At 62.3% G+C, this 20,587-nt stretch carries 21 protein-coding genes and 1 tRNA gene; 12 read left to right on the top strand and 10 right to left on the bottom strand.

The genetic code is table 11. The features are described from left to right. The first annotated feature begins 112 nt into the window (after positions 1-112). Both hemN and LPA37_RS20235 read left to right on the top strand, forming a co-directional pair. Complete coding sequence (hemN, locus tag LPA37_RS20240; RefSeq protein ID WP_229013489.1) at positions 113-1,504, top strand: oxygen-independent coproporphyrinogen III oxidase; 1,392 nt, start codon at positions 113-115, stop codon at positions 1,502-1,504. Positions 1,505-1,649: 145 nt separating this feature from the next. Beyond that, positions 1,650-1,734: transfer RNA gene (locus LPA37_RS20235), tRNA-Leu, on the top strand. A 108-nt stretch (positions 1,735-1,842) separates the two neighbouring features. On the opposite strand, the gene LPA37_RS20230 is transcribed toward LPA37_RS20235, so the two are convergent. Further along, complete coding sequence (locus LPA37_RS20230; protein ID WP_228977006.1) at positions 1,843-2,769, bottom strand: LysR family transcriptional regulator; 927 nt, start codon at positions 2,767-2,769, stop codon at positions 1,843-1,845. A gap of 124 nt (positions 2,770-2,893) precedes the next feature. On the opposite strand from LPA37_RS20230, the gene LPA37_RS20225 reads away from it, so the two are divergent. Together LPA37_RS20225 and LPA37_RS20220 are read left to right on the top strand one after the other, a co-directional pair. After that, a complete protein-coding gene (locus LPA37_RS20225; RefSeq protein ID WP_228977004.1) occupies positions 2,894-3,625 on the top strand; it encodes an SDR family oxidoreductase in 732 nt (243 codons plus the stop codon). A 130-nt stretch (positions 3,626-3,755) separates the two neighbouring features. After that, complete coding sequence (locus LPA37_RS20220) at positions 3,756-4,649, top strand: SDR family oxidoreductase (RefSeq protein WP_229013488.1); 894 nt, start codon at positions 3,756-3,758, stop codon at positions 4,647-4,649. Between the two features lie 131 nt (positions 4,650-4,780). Here LPA37_RS20220 and LPA37_RS20215 read toward each other — a convergent pair whose 3' ends face one another. After that, a complete protein-coding gene (locus LPA37_RS20215) occupies positions 4,781-6,160 on the bottom strand; it encodes an amino acid permease (RefSeq protein WP_228977000.1) in 1,380 nt (459 codons plus the stop codon). 331 nt (positions 6,161-6,491) lie between these two features. Between LPA37_RS20215 and LPA37_RS20210 the strand changes: the two genes are divergently transcribed. Next, positions 6,492-7,196 (top strand): pseudouridine synthase, encoded by a 705-nt coding sequence (locus LPA37_RS20210; RefSeq protein WP_228976998.1) that lies wholly within the window; start codon positions 6,492-6,494, stop codon positions 7,194-7,196. Between the two features lie 168 nt (positions 7,197-7,364). Then, positions 7,365-7,553, top strand: a complete 189-nt coding sequence (locus LPA37_RS20205) for a hypothetical protein (protein ID WP_228976996.1) — start codon at positions 7,365-7,367, stop codon at positions 7,551-7,553. Between the two features lie 143 nt (positions 7,554-7,696). Here LPA37_RS20205 and LPA37_RS20200 read toward each other — a convergent pair whose 3' ends face one another. Further along, entirely contained in the window at positions 7,697-8,713 is a 1,017-nt protein-coding gene (locus LPA37_RS20200; protein WP_229013487.1) for an NAD-dependent epimerase/dehydratase family protein, read from the bottom strand. A 67-nt stretch (positions 8,714-8,780) separates the two neighbouring features. On the opposite strand from LPA37_RS20200, the gene LPA37_RS20195 reads away from it, so the two are divergent. The 3 genes from LPA37_RS20195 to LPA37_RS20185 all read left to right on the top strand — a co-directional run bounded on the left by LPA37_RS20195 (position 8,781) and on the right by LPA37_RS20185 (position 11,799). Beyond that, positions 8,781-9,812: a CDP-6-deoxy-delta-3,4-glucoseen reductase gene (locus tag LPA37_RS20195; RefSeq protein WP_229013485.1), complete on the top strand. Its 1,032-nt coding sequence runs from the start codon at positions 8,781-8,783 to the stop codon at positions 9,810-9,812. A gap of 302 nt (positions 9,813-10,114) precedes the next feature. Beyond that, on the top strand, positions 10,115-11,299 hold the full coding sequence (locus tag LPA37_RS20190) for an acetylornithine transaminase (RefSeq protein ID WP_229013484.1): 1,185 nt from the start codon (positions 10,115-10,117) through the stop codon (positions 11,297-11,299). Between the two features lie 20 nt (positions 11,300-11,319). Then, positions 11,320-11,799, top strand: coding sequence for a GNAT family acetyltransferase (locus tag LPA37_RS20185; protein ID WP_229013483.1), 480 nt, complete (start codon positions 11,320-11,322; stop codon positions 11,797-11,799). Between the two features lie 69 nt (positions 11,800-11,868). Here the strand turns inward: LPA37_RS20185 and LPA37_RS20180 are convergent, their stop codons facing one another. The 7 genes from LPA37_RS20180 to LPA37_RS20150 all read right to left on the bottom strand — a co-directional run bounded on the left by LPA37_RS20180 (position 11,869) and on the right by LPA37_RS20150 (position 18,911). Beyond that, positions 11,869-12,585 carry an ABC transporter ATP-binding protein gene (locus LPA37_RS20180; RefSeq protein ID WP_228976987.1) on the bottom strand — a complete coding sequence of 239 codons (717 nt, stop codon included), beginning with the start codon at positions 12,583-12,585 and terminating at the stop codon, positions 11,869-11,871. Then, on the bottom strand, positions 12,585-13,361 hold the full coding sequence (locus tag LPA37_RS20175; protein ID WP_228976985.1) for an ABC transporter ATP-binding protein: 777 nt from the start codon (positions 13,359-13,361) through the stop codon (positions 12,585-12,587). The genes LPA37_RS20180 and LPA37_RS20175 overlap by 1 nt, the downstream gene beginning before the upstream one ends. A gap of 20 nt (positions 13,362-13,381) precedes the next feature. Next, the gene (locus tag LPA37_RS20170) at positions 13,382-14,551 is read right to left on the bottom strand and encodes an ABC transporter permease subunit (protein ID WP_228976983.1); all 1,170 of its coding nucleotides are present in this window, start codon (positions 14,549-14,551) and stop codon (positions 13,382-13,384) included. A gap of 13 nt (positions 14,552-14,564) precedes the next feature. Continuing rightward, complete coding sequence (locus tag LPA37_RS20165) at positions 14,565-15,515, bottom strand: branched-chain amino acid ABC transporter permease (RefSeq protein ID WP_228976981.1); 951 nt, start codon at positions 15,513-15,515, stop codon at positions 14,565-14,567. 227 nt (positions 15,516-15,742) lie between these two features. Next, on the bottom strand, positions 15,743-16,939 hold the full coding sequence (locus LPA37_RS20160; protein WP_228976979.1) for a branched-chain amino acid ABC transporter substrate-binding protein: 1,197 nt from the start codon (positions 16,937-16,939) through the stop codon (positions 15,743-15,745). Between the two features lie 554 nt (positions 16,940-17,493). Next, on the bottom strand, positions 17,494-18,453 hold the full coding sequence (gene ispH, locus LPA37_RS20155) for a 4-hydroxy-3-methylbut-2-enyl diphosphate reductase (protein ID WP_228976977.1): 960 nt from the start codon (positions 18,451-18,453) through the stop codon (positions 17,494-17,496). Positions 18,454-18,455: 2 nt separating this feature from the next. Next, positions 18,456-18,911 carry an FKBP-type peptidyl-prolyl cis-trans isomerase gene (locus LPA37_RS20150; protein WP_229013481.1) on the bottom strand — a complete coding sequence of 152 codons (456 nt, stop codon included), beginning with the start codon at positions 18,909-18,911 and terminating at the stop codon, positions 18,456-18,458. A 176-nt stretch (positions 18,912-19,087) separates the two neighbouring features. Between LPA37_RS20150 and radC the strand changes: the two genes are divergently transcribed. From radC to rpmG, 3 genes are all read left to right on the top strand, one after another. Further along, a complete protein-coding gene (gene radC, locus LPA37_RS20145; RefSeq protein WP_229013479.1) occupies positions 19,088-19,837 on the top strand; it encodes a RadC family protein in 750 nt (249 codons plus the stop codon). A gap of 239 nt (positions 19,838-20,076) precedes the next feature. Next, the gene (rpmB, locus tag LPA37_RS20140) at positions 20,077-20,310 is read left to right on the top strand and encodes a 50S ribosomal protein L28 (RefSeq protein ID WP_007586227.1); all 234 of its coding nucleotides are present in this window, start codon (positions 20,077-20,079) and stop codon (positions 20,308-20,310) included. Between the two features lie 10 nt (positions 20,311-20,320). Continuing rightward, on the top strand, positions 20,321-20,488 hold the full coding sequence (rpmG, locus tag LPA37_RS20135; protein ID WP_121281636.1) for a 50S ribosomal protein L33: 168 nt from the start codon (positions 20,321-20,323) through the stop codon (positions 20,486-20,488). Positions 20,489-20,587: the final 99 nt, after the last annotated feature.

Genomic DNA, 20,587 nt, shown 5'->3' with positions numbered 1-20,587 from the left:
CGTCGGGTTCGAAACGCCACGCCCACAAGGCGCCCGCGCTGTCCGACGCGCCTCGATTCGTGAATGCCGATGGCGCGCGGTTCGTTCAGCGCCGCGCCATCACACCATTTCCATGACCGCCGCCGACACCGACACGCTCTTTCGCCCCGACCTCCTCGCGAAGTACAACGCAAACGGCCCACGGTATACGTCCTATCCAACGGCACTTCAGTTCCGCGACGATTTCAGCCTGGCCGATTACACACGCGCCGCAGCCGATCCTGGCGCGGCAGGCACCGACCTTTCGCTGTATTTCCACATTCCGTTTTGCGACACCGTCTGCTTCTATTGCGGCTGCAACAAGGTCGTGACGAAGAACCGTGCGCATGCGCGTCCCTATCTCGACCGGTTGAAACGTGAGGTCGCGTTGCAGGCGGCGTTGTTCGATACGAAGCGTGTCGTGTCGCAACTGCATTGGGGCGGCGGCACACCGACGTTTCTCTCGCACGACGAAATGGCCGAACTGATGGCGGCCACGCGCGAACACTTCCAGCTCGCGCCCGACGCGCACGGTGAATATTCGATCGAGGTCGACCCGCGCGAGGCTTCGCCGGAAACGGTCGCGCACCTGCGCTCGATGGGCTTCAACCGTTTGAGTCTCGGCGTGCAGGACTTCGATCTGCGTGTGCAGCAGGCCATCAACCGCATCCAGCCCCTCGAAATGACCAGCAGCGTGATGCACGCGGCGCGCGCGCACGGTTTCCATTCGATCGGGGTCGATCTGATCTACGGGTTGCCGCATCAAACCGTCGACAGCTTCAGCAACACGCTCGACACCATGCTCGCGCTCGCGCCCGACCGGCTATCGGTGTTCGGCTACGCGCACATGCCGCAACGCTTCAAGATGCAACGCCAGATGGACCCGGCAACGCTGCCCTCGCCGGAAGTGCGGCTCGCGATCCTGCGTCGCGTGGTCGAGCGTCTGACCGGTGCGGGATACGTGTACATCGGCATGGATCACTTCGCGCTGCCCTCCGATGAACTCGCACGCGCGCAGGCGCAGCGCACGCTGCATCGCAATTTCCAGGGCTACAGCACGCGGGCGGAATGCGATCTGATCGGCTTCGGCGCATCGTCGATCGGCAAGGTCGGCGATGTGTACGCGCAGAACGAAAAAGAACTGCCCGCATGGGCCGAAGCGATCGATGCGGATCGCCTCGCGATCACGCGAGGCGTGCGTCTGACGCACGACGACCGCCTGCGTCGCGATGTCATCACGCAATTGATGTGCAATCTCGAACTGCGTTTCGACGAATTCGACGCGACGTACGGCATCGGTTTCACCGAGACGTTCGCGCCGGAACTCGCCCACCTGCAATCGTTCGCGGACGACGGGCTCGTGTCGATCGGCGCGCGACGTCTGGATGTGCTGCCCGCGGGCCGGATGCTGGTGCGCAATATCGCAATGGTGTTCGACCGCTATCTCGGCCAGCAGACGCTGGAGCGGTTTTCGCGCACGCTTTGAGGGCCGTCGCGGCCGTGGCGGGCCGCCCGGCAACTTGCCCGGAGACGCGTTTTCAGCCATAATCCGCGTTTCCCGCAGCGCTGGGTTACTTCCGCGCGAGGAAATATCAAGGCAACATCGACGTATTACCCATAAGCACCCACAAGCCCAGGTGGTGAAACAGGTAGACGCAGGGGACTCAAAATCCCCCGCCGCAAGGCGTGCCGGTTCGAGTCCGGCCCTGGGCACCAGAACATCGCTTCATTCAGTAAAAAAAGCAGTAGCAAAAACCCGCGCCCATCATGACGATGCCGCGGGTTTTGTTTTTTACGCCTGAAAGTTCCGCCCGGCGTCACTGCTCAGCCCACGCGTGCATCGCCCGCCGCGCCCGCGTCCCACCGGCCGAAAAGCCCCGCCAGCCAGTCCACGAACACGCGCACCCGCGGCGACAGCTGCCGGTGATGCGGATACATCGCCGATACCGGCATCGTCGGCAGTGGACAGTTTTTCAGCACTTCGCGCACCGTGCCGTTCGCGATGGCCTGCATCGCGTGATATCGCGGCACCTGCACGAGCCCCATTCCCGCGACACAGCACGAGAAGTACGCATCCGCGTTCGATACCGAAATGCGCCCCTTCATCTCGATCTCGCGCCGCACGCCGTCGATCACAAATTCGAACGGCCACGCACGCCCCGTCGCGGCCAGCGTGTAATTCACCGCCCAGTGGTCTTTCAGGTCCTCAAGTGTTCGCGGTTCGCCGTGACGGTCGAGATAAGCGCTGCTCGCGCACGTCACCTGCGCCATGTCGGCAAGCCGGCGCGCCACCATCGTCGAATCCTTCGGCGTGCCGGCCCGCAGCACGCAGTCGAAGCCCTCGCGCACCATGTCGACGGTGCGATCGCCAAAGCCGATATCCAGATCCAGCTCCGGGTACCGTTCGCAGAACGCAGCCAGCTCGGGCAGCACGATCTCGTGAGCGAGCGTGGCCTGCATGTCGACCCGCAGCTTGCCCTTCGGCTTCAGCGAAGCCTCCGTGAATACCGACTCCGTCTCCTCCAGATCGGCCAGTAGCCGCACGCAGCGCCGGTAGTAGGCGTCGCCGTCGAGCGTCGCGCTGACACTGCGCGTCGTGCGCTGAAGCAGACGCACGCCAAGCCGCGCTTCGAGCTGCTTGATCGCGTGCGTGACAGTGGCGCGCGGCAGGTTCAGCGCATCGGCCGCAGCCGTGAAGCTGCCCAGCTCGACGATCCGCGTGAATACCTGCATCGAATGAAAGCGGTCCATACGATTGTTGATCCAGATTGCACAGTTATGGCAATCCTACCGTATTTATCCAATTCGATAGCGCGTGCAGAATGCATTCACAGCATCACTGAACCCCTTTCGAACCCATTCAAGGAGCAGCATCATGAGCAAGATCGCACTTGTTACCGGAGCATCCCGCGGCATCGGCGCCAGCATCGCGAAACGTCTGGCGCACGACGGCATGACCGTCGTCGTGAATTACTCGAATCGCGTCGAGGAAGCTGACGCAGTCGTTGCGGAAATCGCCGCGGCGGGCGGCAAGGCGTTCGCCATGAAGGCGGATGTGTCGAGCGCGAAGTCGGTGCGCGAGATGTTCGACGCGGTCGAAACGCAACTCGGCAAGATCGACGTTCTCGTGAACAACGCCGGCATCATGCCCGCTGTGAAACCGCTCGCCGAACACGACGACGACACGTTCGACCGCGTTTTCGCGATCAACCTGAAGGGCAGCTTCAACACGATGCGCGAGGCCGCAACGCGCCTGAACGACGGCGGCCGGATCGTCAACTTTTCGACCAGCGTCATCGGTCTCGCCTTTCCGGGCTACGCGGTCTATGCGGCCACGAAGTCCGCAATTGAAACGATGACGAACATCCTCGCCAAGGAAATGCGCGGTCGCAGCATCACCGTCAACGCGGTCGCGCCGGGACCGACGGCCACGGACCTATTCCTCACGGGCAAGTCGCAGGAAACGATCGACAAACTTGCCAAGGCCGCGCCGCTCGAACGCCTCGGCACGCCGGATGACATCGCTGCCGCCGTCGCCTTTCTCGTCGGTCCGGATGGCGCGTGGATCAACGGCCAGACGCTGCGCGCCAACGGCGGAATCGTCTGAAGCGAAAGCATGCGCGAACGGCGAGCGCACCACGTCTCGTGCGTCCGCCTGCGAATGCGCCGGCACGCCGATCGACAAATCTGCGGCGCAGCCGCACGCCCCACTCATACGCAAGAGAAGGAGCAGAAACATGAAACAGGTCATTCTCGTCACCGGCGCGTCGACCGGGATCGGCAACCTTACGGTTCGCGCGCTCGCCGTGCACGGTCATACGGTGTACGCCAGCATGCGCGACGTCGCCGGCCGCAACGCCAGCCGTGTGCGCGAACTTCGCGATTATGCGTTTGCCGGCGGCTTCGATATCCGTGCTTTAGAACTCGATGTGCTGTCGCAGGAATCGGCCGATAGTGCTGTCGCTGAAATCATGAAGGCCAGCGGCCGGCTCGACGTGATCGTGCATAACGCCGGTCACCTCGTGATCGGCCCGACCGAAGCGTTCTCGCCGGAAGAGATCGTCCGCGTGTTCGATACCAACGTGCTCGGCGCGCAACGCGTCAACCGTGCCGCGCTGCCGCATCTTCGGGCACAGCAGTCGGGTTTGCTGGTGTGGGTAAGCAGCACGACGACGCGCGGCGGCTACCCTCCGTTCATGGGCCCGTATGCCGCCGCGAAGGCCGCGATGGATTCGTTTGCCGTGACGATGTCGTATGAACTCGCGCGCTTCGGCGTGGAGACGTCGATCGTCGTGCCCGGCGCGTTCACGAGCGGCACCGCGCACTTTCCGAATGCCGGCAAACCGGCCGACACGGCAACCGCCGCCCAATACGCCCGCTACGACGGCCTGCTCGACCAGGTGGGCGCGCGACTCTCGGCGTTGTCGCCGGCAGATGCAGACCCCGTTGCGGTCGCAGAAGAAATTGCGCGCGTCGTCGACCTGCCGGCTGGCGCGCGGCCCGCGCGCACCGTGATCGACTTTATCGATGATGGCGCCGCCGATGTCATCGCGCCTGGTGAATCAAAGCGTATCGAATTCGCGGGCCGCATCGGCATCGCCGATCTGCTGACGCCGAGCGTGCGGACGTGAGCATCGCTGCTGCTGAACGCGACGTCACGGTCGAAGCGCTATCGCGCTTTCTTGCTGAACGGCTGTCCGGTCCAGCGTGGCAATGGCCGCGTTGAACCCGCGAGCCGTGACGTCATCGCACGATGGCACGCTTACGCGTTGCCGGCCCGTGCGAGCTTAGCCGCGGAGCGCCGCTTCGTGATATAACCCGCCCACATCAGGATCAGCCACACGGGCACGAGCAGCACTGAAACGGCGAGCCCGGGCGTCATGACGAGAATCACGAGGATCATCGCCATGAACGCGAGACAGATCCAGTTGCTGACCGGATACCAGAGCGACTTGAAGACGAGCGTTTCGCCTGCCTGCACCATCGCCCTGCGCGACTTCAGATGGGTCAGGCTGATCAGCGACCAGTTGATCACGAGTGCAGCGACGACGAGCGCCATCAGCACGCCGAGCGCCTCTGCCGGAATCAGATAGTTGATGATCACGCACGCGAACGTCGCGAGCGCGGAGAGCCCGATCGCCATATAGGGCACGCCGCGGCGGTCGACCTTCAGCAGCGCGCGCGGCGCGTTGCCCTGCTCCGCGAGGCCGTACAGCATGCGGCTGTTCGCATACACGCCGCTGTTGTACACCGACAGCGCCGCCGTCAGCACGACGATGTTGAGGATGTTCGCCGTCAGACCCGCGCCGATCTGCGAGAAGATCATCACGAACGGGCTGCCGCCGGACGCCACCTGGTTCCACGGATACAACGAAAGCAGCACCGCAAGCGAGCAGATGTAGAAAATCAGGATCCGGTAGATCACCTGATTCACGGCTTTGGGAATGCTCTTTTGCGGGTTGTCAGCTTCCGCGGCGGTGATACCGATCAACTCCAGCCCGCCGAACGAAAACATGATGACCGCGAGCATCATGAAGAGCCCATGAAAGCCATGCGGGAAAAAGCCGCCGTCGCGCCACAGGTTCGTGACCGACGCCTGCGGACCGCCATGACCGCTCACGAGCAGATAGCCGCCGAACAGGATCATACCGATCACCGCCACGACCTTGACGATCGCGAACCAGAACTCGGTCTCGCCGTACGCCTTCACGTTCGCCAGATTGATCGCGTTGATGACGACAAAGCACACGAGCGCCGAAACCCACGACGGCACACCGGGCCACCAGTAATGCACGTACGTGCCGACAGCCGTGAGCTCGGCCATGCTGACGAGCACATACAGCACCCAGTAATTCCAGCCTGACAGGAAGCCCGGAAAGTCGCCCCAGTATTTGCAGGCGAAGTGGCTGAACGATCCGGCGACCGGTTCCTGCGCGACCATTTCGCCGAGTTGGCGCATGATGAAAAACGCGATGATGCCGCCGATCGCGTAACCGAGAATCATCGACGGACCCGCCGCCTTCAATACGCTCGCCGAGCCGAGAAAGAGGCCGGTGCCGATCGCGCCGCCCAGCGCGATCAGCTGGATATGACGATTCTTCAGGCCGCGTTTCAGGCCGTCGTGATGCTGTGGATTCTTCAAAGTGTTGCGCCTTGCTGTCAGGAAACCGGATGCCGGGGCACTTCGCTACGCGGGCCTGGCTAAACCCGTGATTTTAACTCGCCCGCGTCTCACGTCTCGCTGGTGGCGCGAGCCGGCGCGTGCCTTCGCCGCGATTGAGCGTGTGGTTGAAGACGTCGCTTGCGCAGCCCCACTTCCGGTGGACAAGTAACGTGAGCCCGGCCTGAACGGCCCGCCGGGTAAAATGCACGCGATGCGACGGGCTGCAGTCCGTCACCCGGTGCACACGGATGCGCCCACTCACCCGTTCACTGCGCGCGACACCACCGCCACTCCGTCTTTCTGCTCCCCGATGAATCTTGAACGCGTGCTGTTTTCCCAGGGTTTCGGCTCACGACGCCAGTGCCGCGCACTCGTCACTGGCGGTCATGTATCGATCGACGGCGTGGTCTGCGCCGACGCAGATGCCGACTTCCCCACCGACACGCTGACGTTCGTCATCGACGAAATCGCGTGGCGTTATCACGAGCATGCGTACATCCTGCTGAACAAGCCCGCGGGTTATGAATGCTCGCGCGATCCGCAGCATCATCCGAGCGTGTTCAACCTGCTGCCGCCGCAGTTCGCGATGCGTGGCGTGCAATGCGTCGGACGCCTCGATCAGGACACGACGGGTCTGCTGCTGCTCTCCGACGACGGCCAGTTCGTTCACGCGCTCACGTCGCCCAAACGCAAGGTGCCGAAGGTTTATCTGGCCACCACCCGTCACCCGCTCGACGACGCGCAACTCGACGCATTGCGAGTCGGCGTGCTCCTGCATGGCGAGTCCGCGCCGGTCGCCGCGGTCGCAGCCAGCGCGCGCGACGGACACGCGCTCGAACTCACCGTGCTGGAAGGCAAATATCACCAGGTGAAGCGGATGGTCGCGGCGGCGGGCAACCGCGTGGAGGCGCTGCATCGGGAGCGCATCGGCGGCCTCGCGCTTCCCGCGGCGCTCGCCGAAGGTGAATGGCAATGGCTCGACGAAGCCAGTCTCGCCGCGCTTCGGGCGGGGTAAACACCGAAGGCCGCGACTTGAGGACTGCCGTCGCCGGACATCTGCGTTACCCATCTCACACTGCCGCGCAAAAAGGTATCCGTTGCGCTGCGCCGCAGCATGCCCTTCGTTACGTCCCGCCCTATACTCAATTAAACAACGATTAAAAAGTATTCAAGGAGGGGCGCCATGATCATCCACGATGGTTATGAAATTTCAACAATGACGATTGCGTTCGTGTGTTTCGGGATCGTTCTCATCGCCGGTGCGCTGGCGATGATGCGTCTGCGACACCGCTATCCTCCGAGCCTCATCGGTGCGCTGGTCGGCGCACTCCTGTGCTTCGTGCTGCTGGAAGCGCTACCCGCGATTACGTGAGTCGGGATCGCATCACGTAGGTGATGAGCGACGCCGCATCGCTTCGCGCCGAAGCGATGCGCGGTGATGTGCGCAGTGTGCGTGATGAAGAGCAGTGCCTTCTATTCGATGTACGAAGTTGGCTGCAACCACCTCGTGGCGCGTTATGCGCCCACGTTCGCCCGCAGAAAATCCTGCACCGCCGGATAGCGCAAACGCATCCGCAATTCGCGCTTCATCCTCGTGTTCAAAAGACGTCGCGATTCGCGCATGAACGACAGCAGCATCGGCTCGAGCTGAGTCTCGGCTTCCTCACGCGTGACGCGCGGAGGACGCGGCAAACCATACGCATCGGCAACCGTGTCGAACCAGGCCGCCATTTTCAGCGTCGAATCGTCCGAGGCGTGGACGACGCGCCCCGGTCTGCCATGCGTCGACATCCGTACGAGGATCGCCGCGAGATCGTCGGCGTGAATGTGACTCGTGTACACATCGTCGGCGTCGGTCAGTGCGGGCGTGCCCTTCTCCAGCCGCGCAAGCGGCAGCCTGTTGCCCGCATAAATGCCCGGAATCCGCGCGACCGTGGCGCTCACCGTCCCGCGCGCTGTCGCCCGGCGCAACTGCTGCTCCGCCGACACCCGGCGCTTCGCGCGGTCGCTGGCAGGCTGCACGCTACGTGTCTCGTCGATCAGCGCGCCCCCGCAGTCGCCATAGACACCCGTCGTGCTCGCGTAGACGACGCGCAGCGGCGCGGCTGACCGGGCGAGCCGGGCACCCCGCTCGGGTACAATATTGGCTGTTTCGCGATCCATCCATGCGAGGCGCGAACGCCGCATCCGCGCGACTGGCGTGAACGCGGTGCGCGCCGGCTGCATGCGGCGCGAAGTGAGCGCGGCGAGCAGCGCACGTGTACGGCGATCGTCGTCGCCGGTCTTCTGCGGCGGGGCAAGATGCAGCACCACGGGCGCGAGGCCCGCAAGGCGCTTCAGGCTGCGACGCACGTCCAGGTCGCCGACCAGCGGCGAGGTGCCAGCCGCGCGCAGTTCGGCGCGGCGCGCTTCGTGGCTCGTCAGGGCAAAGACGTGGGCGCGCGGATGCAGCAGTTCGACGCAGCGCATGCCGACATCGCCGCAACCGACGATCAGCAGGCGCGGCCGGCGCAAGGTTCGTGTCGCTTTCATGGTGGACGCATTGTAGCCGTCAGGCACGGCAGGCACCGATTCCCGACTTTTCGTTTTCGATCGATATATGGCATTTAACGTAACGCTCCGGCAAAGCGGCCGGCAGTTTCAGGTAGAACCCGACGAACCCGTGCTGATCGCGGCCCTGCGCCAGGGCGTGGGCCTGCCTTATGGCTGCAAGAACGGCGCATGTGGCTCGTGCAAGGGCACGGTCCTCGCCGGCGAAGTCGAGCAGCGTCCGCATTCGTCGTCGGCGCTGTCGAACGATGAAAAGACCCGTGGCATGGCACTGCTGTGCTGCGCGACCGCGTGCTCGGATCTCGAAGTCGATATCCGCGAAGTGGCGGGTGTCGGCGACGTGCAGGTCAAGAAGCTGCCGTGCCGCGTCAACGCGGTCGAGCGCAAGGCCGACGACGTCGTCGTGCTGAAGCTTCAGCTGCCGGCCAACGAACGCCTGCAGTATCTCGCCGGCCAGTACCTCGAATTCATCCTGAAGGACGGCAAGCGCCGCAGCTATTCGATGGCGAGTGCGCCGCATGCCGAAGGCCCGATCGAGCTGCACATCCGTCACATGCCCGGTGGCGTCTTCACGGATCACGTGTTCAACACGCTGAAGGAGCGCGACATCCTGCGCTTCGAGGCGCCGCTCGGCACGTTCTTCCTGCGCGAGGATTCGGACAAGCCGATTGTGCTGCTCGCATCGGGCACGGGCTTCGCGCCGCTCAAGGCAATCGTCGAACACGCGATTTTCAAGAACATCGACCGGCCGATGACACTGTACTGGGGTGCGCGCCGCAAGAAGGATCTGTATCTGCTCGAACAGGCGGAGCAATGGGCGAAGGACGTGCCGAACTTCCGCTTCGTGCCGGTGCTCTCCGAGCCCGACGCGAACGATGCATGGACGGGTCGAACAGGCTTCGTTCACCGTGCGGTGATCGAAGATCTGCCGGATCTGTCGGGTTATCAGGTGTACGCGTGTGGCGCGCCGGTGATGGTCGAATCGGCGCAGCGCGATTTCACCGCGCACCACAAGCTGCCGGAAGATGAGTTTTATGCGGATTCGTTCACTAGCGCCGCGGATCTCGCCAATCCGGTTTGATCCGCTGGCAGGCCGCCGATACGGTCATGGCATCAGTCGCGCGGACAAAAAATCGCTCGTCCGCGCGATTGGCGGTTTACACCGCCCGCCTCGTTGTCGTATTCTTTCGCGCATGAACCGCATCCAGTCCGAACTTCGACGTCGCCGCTCGCCGCTCCCTTAGGGGCGCCGCTGGCTTCGTCACGGATTCGCGCCTTTACAGGGCGCACGCTGTTCGAATCATGAAAGCCACGGACCTCCGTGGCTTTTTTGTTTTTCCGGTCCCTTCTTCAACCCCCTGCTTCGGATGGAGCCCCGCCGTCATGAAATTCACTGAGTATCCGATCGAGTCGCTGATGTACATCACCAACCGGCCCGAAATCGTTTTCACGCACGGCAAGGGTTCGTGGATCTACGACAACGAAGGCAAGCGTTACCTCGATTTCATCCAGGGCTGGGCGGTCAACAGTCTCGGTCACTGCAACGAGGGCATGATCGAGGCGCTCGAAAAGCAGGCGCGCACGCTGATCAATCCGTCGCCGGCGTTCTACAACGAGCCGATGGCGAAGCTCGCGGGCCTGCTCACGCAGCACAGCTGCTTCGACAAGGTCTTCTTCGCGAACAGCGGCGCCGAAGCGAACGAAGGCGCGATCAAGCTCGCGCGCAAGTGGGGCAGGAAACACAAGGACGGCGCGTACGAAATCATCACGTTCGACCACAGCTTCCACGGCCGCACGCTCGCGACGATGTCCGCGAGCGGCAAGCCGGGCTGGGACACGATCTACGCGCCGCAGGTGCCGGGTTTTCCGAAGGCCGATCTGAACGACATCGCTTCGGTGGAGAGGCTGATCACGAAGAAGACCGTCGCCGTGATGCTCGAGCCAGTCCAGGGCGAAGGCGGCGTGATTCCGGCCACGCGTGAATTCATGCAGCAACTGCGCGCGCTCACGAAGCAGCACAACCTGCTCCTGATCGTCGATGAAGTACAGAGCGGCTGCGGCCGTGCCGGGACGCTCTTCGCGTACGAGCTGTCGGGCATCGAGCCGGACGTGATGACGCTCGGCAAGGGCATCGGCGGCGGCGTGCCGCTCGCGGCGCTCCTCGCGAAAGCCGACGTGCAGGTGTTCGAGGCCGGCGATCAGGGTGGCACGTACAACGGCAACCCGCTGATGACGGCCGTCGGTTATTCGGTGATCTCGCAACTGACGGCGCCGGGCTTTCTCGAAGGCGTGCGGGCACGTGGCGAGTATCTGCGCGCGCAGCTGCTGGCGCTGTCGGAAGAGCGCGGCTTTCTCGGCGAACGCGGCGAAGGCCTGCTGCGCGCGCTGCTGCTCGGCAAGGACGTCGGCAACCAGATCGTCGAGAAGGCGCGTCAGATGCAGCCCGACGGCCTGCTGCTGAACGCGGCACGCCCGAACCTGCTGCGCTTCATGCCGGCGCTCAACGTCACGAACGAAGAGATCGACCAGATGATGTCGATGCTGCGTTCGATTCTCGACTCGCTGTGAGCGTCGACACGCGCCGTCACATGACATCACACACCATGCCGTCGACCCGCTGCTTCGATGCAGCCGATACCGATGCCGTCGTCACGCTGTGGCAGGACGCGTTCCCTGAGTATCGGGACGTGACCCGGCTGCACCGCAATCCTCATCTGTCGATCGCGAACAAGCTCACGATGCAGCCGGAGCTATTCTTCGTCGCGGAAATGGACGGGCGTATCGTCGGCACGATCATGGCCGGCTACGACGGACATCGCGGATGGCTCTACTCGCTCGCCGTCGATACGTCGCTGCGACGGCGCGGCATCGGCAAGCAACTCGTCGTGCACGCGGAACACGCGCTGACCGCGCTCGGCTGTCCGAAGGTGAACCTGCAGGTGCTATCTGCAAAAGCCGGGGTGCGCGGCTTCTACGAAGCGCTGGGCTATCGGGCGGACGAAGTGGTCAGTCTCGGCAAGCGTCTGGGTGAAACCGCGGAAACGGCGGTGAACCATACCGCCGCGTAATAAAAAAGCCGCATGCGTTCATCTCACGCATGCGGCTTCTTCAGCTTCACATCAAATGACGCAGCCGGCTTACTCGCCGAGATAAGCTGCGCGCACCTTCGGATCGTCCAGCATCTGCTTCGCGTCACCCGACATCGTGACGAGACCGGAGTCCATCACGTAGCCGCGGTTCGCGGCCTGCAACGCCAGACGTGCGTTCTGCTCGACCAGCATCACCGTGATGCCTTCCTTCGAGATTTCGCGCACCACTTCGAAGATCTTCTCGACCATGATCGGCGACAGACCCATCGAAGGTTCGTCCAGCAACAGCAGCTTCGGCTTGCTGATGATCGCGCGTGCCATCGCCAGCATCTGCTGCTCGCCGCCCGAGAGCGTGCCCGCATACTGCGTCGCGCGTTCCTTCAGGCGCGGGAAGAAGCCGAACATGCGCTCGACGTCCTTCTTGATGCCTTCGGTGTCGTCGCGCAGATACGCGCCCATCTGCATGTTCTCGATAATCGACATGCGCGCGAAGATGCCACGGCCTTCCGGCACCATTGCCAGACCGCGCTTGAGCAATTCGTGCGCCGGCAGCCCCTTGATCGACTGGCCCATGTACTCGATGTCGCCGGACGAATACGACTTCAGGCCCGTGATCGCCTTCATCGTCGTCGTCTTGCCCGCGCCGTTCGCGCCGATCAGCGTGACCAGTTCGCCCTGCGCGATTTCGAGATCGATGCCCTTGACCGCCTGGATGCCGCCGTAATTGACCTGCAGGCCCTTGATTTTCAACATTGCCGTAGCCATCAGTGGACCCCCGCGCCCAGGTAAGCCTCGATCACTTTCGGATCCTTCTGCACGTCGTGCGGCAGACCCTCAGCAATCACCTTGCCGTAATCGAGCACTGTCATGCGGTTGCACAGGCCCATCACCAGCTTCACATCGTGTTCGATCAGCAGAATCGTCTTGCCGTCCGCGCGGATCTTGTCGAGCAGCCTCGTCAGCTCGACCTTTTCCGTCGCGTTCATGCCGGCGGCCGGTTCGTCCAGCGCGAGCAGCTTCGGATCCGTTGCCAGCGCGCGGGCGATTTCCAGACGCCGCTGGTGACCGTACGACAGGTTGCGCGACGTGTAGTCCGCGTACTGCAACACGCCGACGTATTCCAGCAGTTCCAGCGCGCGCTCCTTGATCTCGCGCTCTTCCTTGCGCTCGGCGGGCGTTTGCAGCACCGCGCCGATCAGGCCGTGCTTCGTGCGCACGTGCCGGCCGACCATCACGTTTTCCAGCGCGGTCATGCCGCCGAACAGACGGATGTTCTGGAACGTACGTGCAATGCCCGCCTTCGCAACCTGATACACGGCGGTCGGCGTGTAGTTCGTGCCGTCGAGCTTGAAGTCGCCCGAATCCGGCGTGTACAGACCCGTGATCACGTTGAAGAACGTCGTCTTGCCGGCGCCATTCGGGCCGATCAGGCCGTAGATCGTGCCTTCCTCGATCTGCAGACCGACGTCGGAGAGGGCCTGCAGGCCGCCAAAGCGCTTGTTCACGCCCTGGACGGACAAACGGATTTTTTTATCGCTCATATGATTTCTCCGGCAGGGCCTCAGGCGCGCACCGGCTTCTTGCCGTTACGCTTCGCCAGTTTCGCAATCTTGTCCTCATGTTTCGGCGACGGCCACAGGCCTTCCGAGCGGTACAGCATGATGAGCACCATCGCGAGACCGTACAGCAACTGACGGATCACTTCCGTGTCGACGATTTCGTGACCGAAGATCCAGTTCTGCAGCGGACCCATCGTCGAGCGCAGGAATTCCGGGAACACGGCGAGCAGCACCGCGCCGAGAATCACGCCGGGAATGTGGCCCATACCGCCCAGCACCACGCACGCCAGCACCACCACCGATTCCCAGAACGTGAACGATTCCGGCGACACGAAGCCCTGGAACGAGCCGAACATCGCGCCCGACAGGCCGCCGAACGACGCACCCATCGCGAATGCCAGCAGCTTCACGTTACGGGTGTTGATGCCCATTGCCTTGGCAGCGATTTCGTCTTCGCGGATCGCGGCCCATGCGCGGCCGATGCGCGAGTGCTGCAGACGCGTACACACCCAGATCACCAGCAGCGAACACAGCACGAACAGGTAGTAATACATGTACACGCTCGGGAACGAAAACCCGAGGAACGTGTGGGTCTGCGCGAGACTGAAGCCGGCGACGTTGACCGGATCGATGCCGGTAATCCCCTTCGGACCGTTGGTGATATTCACCGGACGGTCGAGGTTGTTCATGAAAATCCGCACGATTTCCCCGAAGCCCAACGTCACGATCGCGAGATAGTCGCCTCGCAGACGCAGCGTCGGGGCACCGAGCAGAATCCCGAAGATCGCCGCCAGCGCCATTGCCACCGGCGCAATAATCCAGATCGGGGTATGCAGGCCGTTCGGGAACAGATGCGCGATCCATGCGAACTGGGAGGTCAGGTGCGGCGAGCTCAGCAGCGCCGCGGTGTACGCGCCGATCGCGTAGAACGCGATGTAGCCCAGGTCGAGCAGGCCGGCAAAGCCGACCACCACGTTAAGGCCAAGCGCCAGCATCACGTACAGCATCGCGAAGTCGAGCACGCGGACCCAGTAGTTGCCGCCTGCCGCGCCGATGACCATCGGCGCCGCGATCACGAAGATCGCGGTGATGATGCCGACGGTCAGCGTCTTCGTCAGATTCTTCTCGGGAATGAGCGTCGTGGACGGCTCGATCGGTTGAATTGAGGTCATGTTCTTCTACTCCTTATGCTCGATCCGCGACACGTTCGCCCAGGAGGCCCGACGGACGGAACACCAGCACGATGATCAGCACAATGAATGCGAACACGTCCTGGTAGTTACTGCCGAACACACCACCGGTCAGGTTGCCGATGTAGCCCGCGCCGAGCTGTTCGATCAGCCCGAGCAGCACGCCGCCGACCATCGCGCCACCGAGATTCCCGATACCGCCCAGCACCGCCGCGGTAAAGGCCTTGAGACCCGGGATGAAGCCCATGTAGAAGTGCGCGTTGCCGTATTCCGACGCGATCATCACGCCGGCGAGCGCAGCAAGCGCCGAGCCGATCATGAACGTCGCCGAGATCACGAAGTTCGGATTCACGCCCATCAGCGACGCATTGCCGGGATTCTCGGCAATGGCCCGCATCGCGCGGCCGAGCTTCGTCTTGTGCACGAGCAGCAGCAGGGCCGCCATCACGACGAACGCCACCACGATGATCACGATTTCAGTCACCGATATCACGGCGCCCGGCGTCGTGTCCGTGGCCCTGATCACATTGATCGGATCGGTCGGCAGCAGTTGCGGGAACGGCAGCGGATTGCGCGACCAGATCATCATTGCGAGCGTCTCCAGCAGGATCGATACGCCGATCGCGGTGATGAGCGGTGCAAGACGAGGCGCTTTGCGCAACGGCCGGTACGCGACCCGCTCGATCGCATAGCCGACGACCGCGCAGACAACCGCGGCGATGACCAGCGCGATACAAAGCGTGGCCACGTTGCCGAGGCCAGGAAAGTGGTTCTGCAGCACGCCTATGGCTGAGAGCGCAACCATCGCGCCCACCATCAACACATCGCCGTGGGCGAAGTTGATGATGCCCAGAATGCCGTAAACCATCGTATAGCCCAGTGCGATGATGGCGTAGACGCTGCCAAGCACCAGTCCGTTGAGGATCTGCTGGATGAAGATATCCATTTAATGCTCCTTAGCCCGTGCGACTGGATTCGCGCTCGTCATCCGGCGGGTAGACCGGGATGAATCACGGAATCGCAACGGCACTGCGGGTACTGATAAAAGACCGGTAAGGGTTACCCGCTCCGGATTCGCGTGGCTGCTGTGTTGCAGCAGCCGGCTTGTCCGATGCGGATGCAAAAACGGCACCGTCAGGTGGTTCGGTGCCGTCAGGCCAGACTGTTCCGTCATCACATCTTTACGACGTCGAGAACCGCTTTCTTGCCGTCCTTGAAGTCGTACAGCGTAATGGCGCCTTCTTTCAAATCACCCTTGTCGTCGAATGCGATGTGGCCGGTTACACCGTTGTAGTCGGTGGAGGGCATCGCAGCCAGCACTTTGGGCGCATCGATCGAATTGGCGCGCTTCATTGCATCGACGATCACGTACACAGCGTCATACGTGAACGGTGCGTAAATCTGCACCGGCGTGTGGAAACGGTCGTCGTACTTCTTCTCGAAGTCCGCTCCCTTGTCCATTTTCGAAAGCGCCAGTCCCGCTTCCGAACAGACCAGGTTCTGCACGGCGGTTCCCGCCAGCTCCCCTACCTTGTCGGTACACACACCATCGCCGCCAAGGATTTTTGCCCTGATTCCGAGCGCTGCCGCCTGCTTCGTGAACGGCCCGCCCGTTGCGTCCATGCCGCCGTACATAATGACGTCCGGCTGAACACTCTTGATCTTCGTGAGAATGGCCCGGAAATCCGTGGCCTTGTCGGTCGTCGCCTCACGCGCCACGACCTTTGCACCGCTCGCCTCGACCGTCTTCGCGAACTCGTCGGCGAGACCCTTGCCGTAGGCCGTCGCGTCGTCCACCACGGCGACGCGCTTCGCGTGCAGCGCGCCGGTCGCGTAGTTGGCGAGCGCCGGACCCTGCTGGGCGTCGGTCGCGACGACGCGATACGTCGTCTTGAAACCCTGCTGCGTATACGACGGATTCGTCGAGGACGGCGAAATCTGCACGATCCCCGCATCGCTATAGATCTTCGACGCCGGAATCGAGACACCCGAATTCAGGTGACCCACCACGCCGACCACATGGTCATCGACCAGTTTCTGCGCGACCTGCGTGCCCGTTTTGGGGTCGGCAGCGTCGTCCTGCGCGTCGAGTTCGAGCTGGATACGATGCCCGTCGATGGTCAGACCCTGTGCGTCGATCTCTTCGACGGCGAGGCGTGCTCCGTTCTCATTGTCCTTGCCGAGGTGCGCAATACCCCCCGTCAACGGCGCGGCATGGCCGATCCGGACGACAGTCGCGCTGGCCGGCGCAGCCGCTGCCGGAGCAGCCGATGCACCATTGCTCGCCTCGCCATCATTTTTCCTGCTGCACGCGGCCAGCATCGCAACCGCGGCCGCGATGGTCACGGCGTGAGCAAACTTGACTCGCATTAAACAGGTCTCCTGCGCCTTGCAAAATCTGATGTCCCGAGGCCCTCTGGCCTTGAGAACGCGCGCATTGTAACTCCAATTATGCGATAGGCAATATTGTTGAACCGGCAGGGTTTTCCTGCATTGCAACCGCATTTTTGGATCAATTGTGGTGAATTGGCGCAACCTGGTTGCGATCGCCACGCGTGCATCAGTTGCACCAGCATCGATGCCCCGGGCACCAAGTGTTGCAGCAATCTTTTTTGACGCCTGATGGCAGCGCCGTTCCGTTGATTTTGTGATTCACCTGTAAGGCAATTTCCGATGCCCATTTTTAGTGCAAATAATCTGACGTTTTATTGCGTATTACACAATAAAAGGGGTCCAATCACTAAAAGCGGCTAAAAAATTTATCGAAAATTATGTGGAAATTTACGTGCGATGGCATTGGAATGACTCCTTTCACATGATGTGGCACTTATTTTCGGCAACGACAGGTTATCGGCAGGCGAAAAAAAACGCGCCCTTGCGGGCGCGTTGCGTTTCGTGTGCGTGCTGCCTTGTGAAATTCGGGTTCAGGCGGGCAAACCCAACCCGCGAGGCAATGGAAACGCGATGTTTTCCTCGATGCCCTCGAGCGCACGCACGTTGCGCACACCCAGTTCGTGCAGACGCGCGATAACGGCCTGCGCCAGCGCTTCAGGCGCCGAAGCGCCCGCGGTCACGCCAATGCGGCGTTTGCCTTCGATCCACTTCGGATCGATCTGCGTTGGCGAATCGACCATATAGGAAGGGATGCCGCGCTTTTCGGCTACTTCGCGCAGCCGGTTCGAGTTCGAACTGTTCGGGCTGCCGACCACGATCACCACGTCGCATTGCGGCGCCATGAACTTGACCGCGTCCTGACGGTTCTGCGTCGCGTAGCAGATGTCCTGCTTCTTCGGCTCGCGGATAGCGGGGTACTTCGCCTTCAGCGCCGCGATGATTTCGGCCGCGTCGTCGACCGACAGCGTGGTCTGCGTGACGAACGCAATGCGCTCAGGGTCCGGCAGCGCGAGCGCCTGCACGTCTTCGATGTCCTCGATCAAATGCATGCCTTCGCCGGCCTGCCCCATCGTGCCCTCGACTTCCGGATGGCCCTTGTGGCCGATCATCACGATGTCGAATCCATCGGCGCGCATCTTCGCGACTTCAATATGCACTTTGGTGACGAGCGGGCAGGTTGCGTCGTACACGCGCAGGCCACGCGATTCGGCTTCCGTGCGCACCGCCTTCGAGACGCCGTGCGCGCTGAAGATCACCGTGTTGCCGGCCGGCACTTCCTCGAGCTGCTCGATGAATATTGCGCCCTTCTTGCGAAGATCCTCAACGACATAGGCGTTGTGGACAATTTCGTGGCGCACGTAGATCGGCGAGCCGTGCAACTTGATGGCGCGCTCGACGATCTCGATCGCGCGATCGACACCTGCGCAAAACCCGCGCGGCTGCGCCAGCAGGATTTCGGCTTCGGCCAGAGTCGTATCCGTGATGCTCATGTTTACAGGATTCCGATAATTTTCACTTCGAACGCCAGCGGCTGGCCGGCGAGCGGGTGATTGAAATCGAACAGGGCGGACGTTTCGCCAACTTCCTTCAGCACGCCCGCGTAGCGTCCGCCGCCAGGTGCATTGAATTCGACGAGATCGCCGGGAGAAAAATCCTCGCCGATCATGCTGTTTTCGCGCAGGGTGGCGAGCGACACGCGCTGGATCAGCTCCGGATTGCGCGGCCCGAAGGCCTGGCCAGCCGCTAGCTGAAAGGTCGAATGGTGGCCGACCTTCAATCCCAGCAGAATATCTTCCAGTGGCGGCGCCAGCTGACCGGCGCCCAGCAGCAGCGTGGCGGGCTTTTCGGTAAAGGTATTGATGATATCGGCGCCATCGGCGAGCGAAAGCCGGTAGTGAAGCGTGACGTGCGAACCCGGCTTCACTTCGAAAATGTCGATGATGCTCATGCAGTACTCGTTCGGTCGACGCGCTGCGCGTGCGCCCTGGGCGCAATACGCGCGGTGGCAACGGAAGTGCCGTGCGCAAAGGCCCTATTGTAAGCCACATATCCAGTCGCGGTCGCGCGCTTCCCCGCACGCTGCTGCCCTGGCCGTACCGACGACCTCTCATGAAGGACGACATCATGCATGACACCGATTTGCTCGCGCTGCCCGACGACATCACGATCCAGGCTCCACGCGGTGCGCCGCCTGCGTCCGTGCGCTGTCGCGACTGGCCGTCGCACGATATGCCCCGGGAACGTCTTCTCGAAGCGGGTCCCGGCGCGCTATCCGATACGGAACTGATTGTGCTCATGCTCGGCTCGGGGCTACCTGGCCACAACGTTTTCGACGTGGCGCGGGCGCTCCTCGCCCGCTTCGGTTCGTTACGCGCCATGCTCGACGCCACGCCCGCCGACTTCGACGGACTGCGCGGCATCGGCCCGGCGCGCACCGCGCAACTACTCGCCATCGTCGAAATGGCGCGCCGCGGGCTGGCGGAAAAGATGCGCGAACGGCCGCTGATCGATTCGCCCGGAGCGGTCGAGGACTACCTGCGCCTGCTGATCGGCGCGCGCCCGTACGAGGTGTTCGTCTGTCTGTTCATGGATGCACGACACCGGTTGATCCGCTCCGAGGAAAGTTCGCGCGGCACGCTCACGCGCATGGCGGTCTATCCACGGGAAATTGTGCGGCAGGCGCTCACTTTGAATGCAGCGAGCCTGATCGTGGCGCATAATCACCCGTCTGGCGCAGTCAAACCAAGCGCCAGCGACCGGCGCCTTACACGGGTGCTACGCGACACGCTGACTCTCGTCGACGTCCAACTGATCGACCATCTCGTGATCGGTGCGCACGAAACGTTCTCGTTCGCCCGCGCCGGGTGGACCTGAAGGCCAGTTTGCAACGTGTTCAGGGTGTCGCAAACCGGTGTTATGCCGAGCCGCCAACCGCAAATAACGTTTGATTTATCGGGTTTTTTCCTGCTAGAATCACGGTTTGCCTGTTTCCAACCCTGTTCCGAAGCCACCAAGGCCTTCAGGGAAATATCGAACGATCTCAAGCATCGCTCTTCTTTCCTGGATACTTTCACGGCGTTCGAACTCAGAATTAGCGTATTAGGAGTGCTCTCATGGCACGCGTATGCCAAGTAACTGGGAAAGCGCCGATGAGCGGCAACAACGTTTCCCACGCGAACAACAAGACCAAGCGTCGTTTTCTCCCGAATCTGCAAAACCGTCGTTTCTGGGTCGAAAGCGAAAACCGTTGGGTGCGTCTGCGCGTCTCGAACGCCGGTCTGCGCCTGATTGACAAGAACGGTATCGACACCGTGCTCGCAGATCTGCGCGCACGCGGCGAAGCCTAAGGAGTAGATCATGGCAAAAGGCGCACGCGACAAGATCAAGCTGGAATCGACCGCTGGTACGGGTCATTTCTACACCACCACGAAGAACAAGCGCAACATGCCGGAAAAGATGGCGATCATGAAGTTCGATCCCGTCGTCCGCAAGCACGTTGAGTACAAGGAAACCAAGATCAAGTAATCCTGGTTTTCGTTGTTCGACGAAAGTTTGACGACAAAAAGCCCCGCATCCGTGCGGGGCTTTTTGTTTTTCCGCCCCGGTTCCACCCCGCCTGGTTCC

Origin of the sequence: Paraburkholderia gardini (assembly GCF_907164545.1) — a bacterium.
Taxonomy (GTDB): Bacteria; Pseudomonadota; Gammaproteobacteria; order Burkholderiales; family Burkholderiaceae; genus Paraburkholderia; species Paraburkholderia gardini.
The sequence above is the reverse complement of the archived record's forward strand: the minus strand, read 5'-3'. Positions and strand labels throughout refer to the sequence as shown.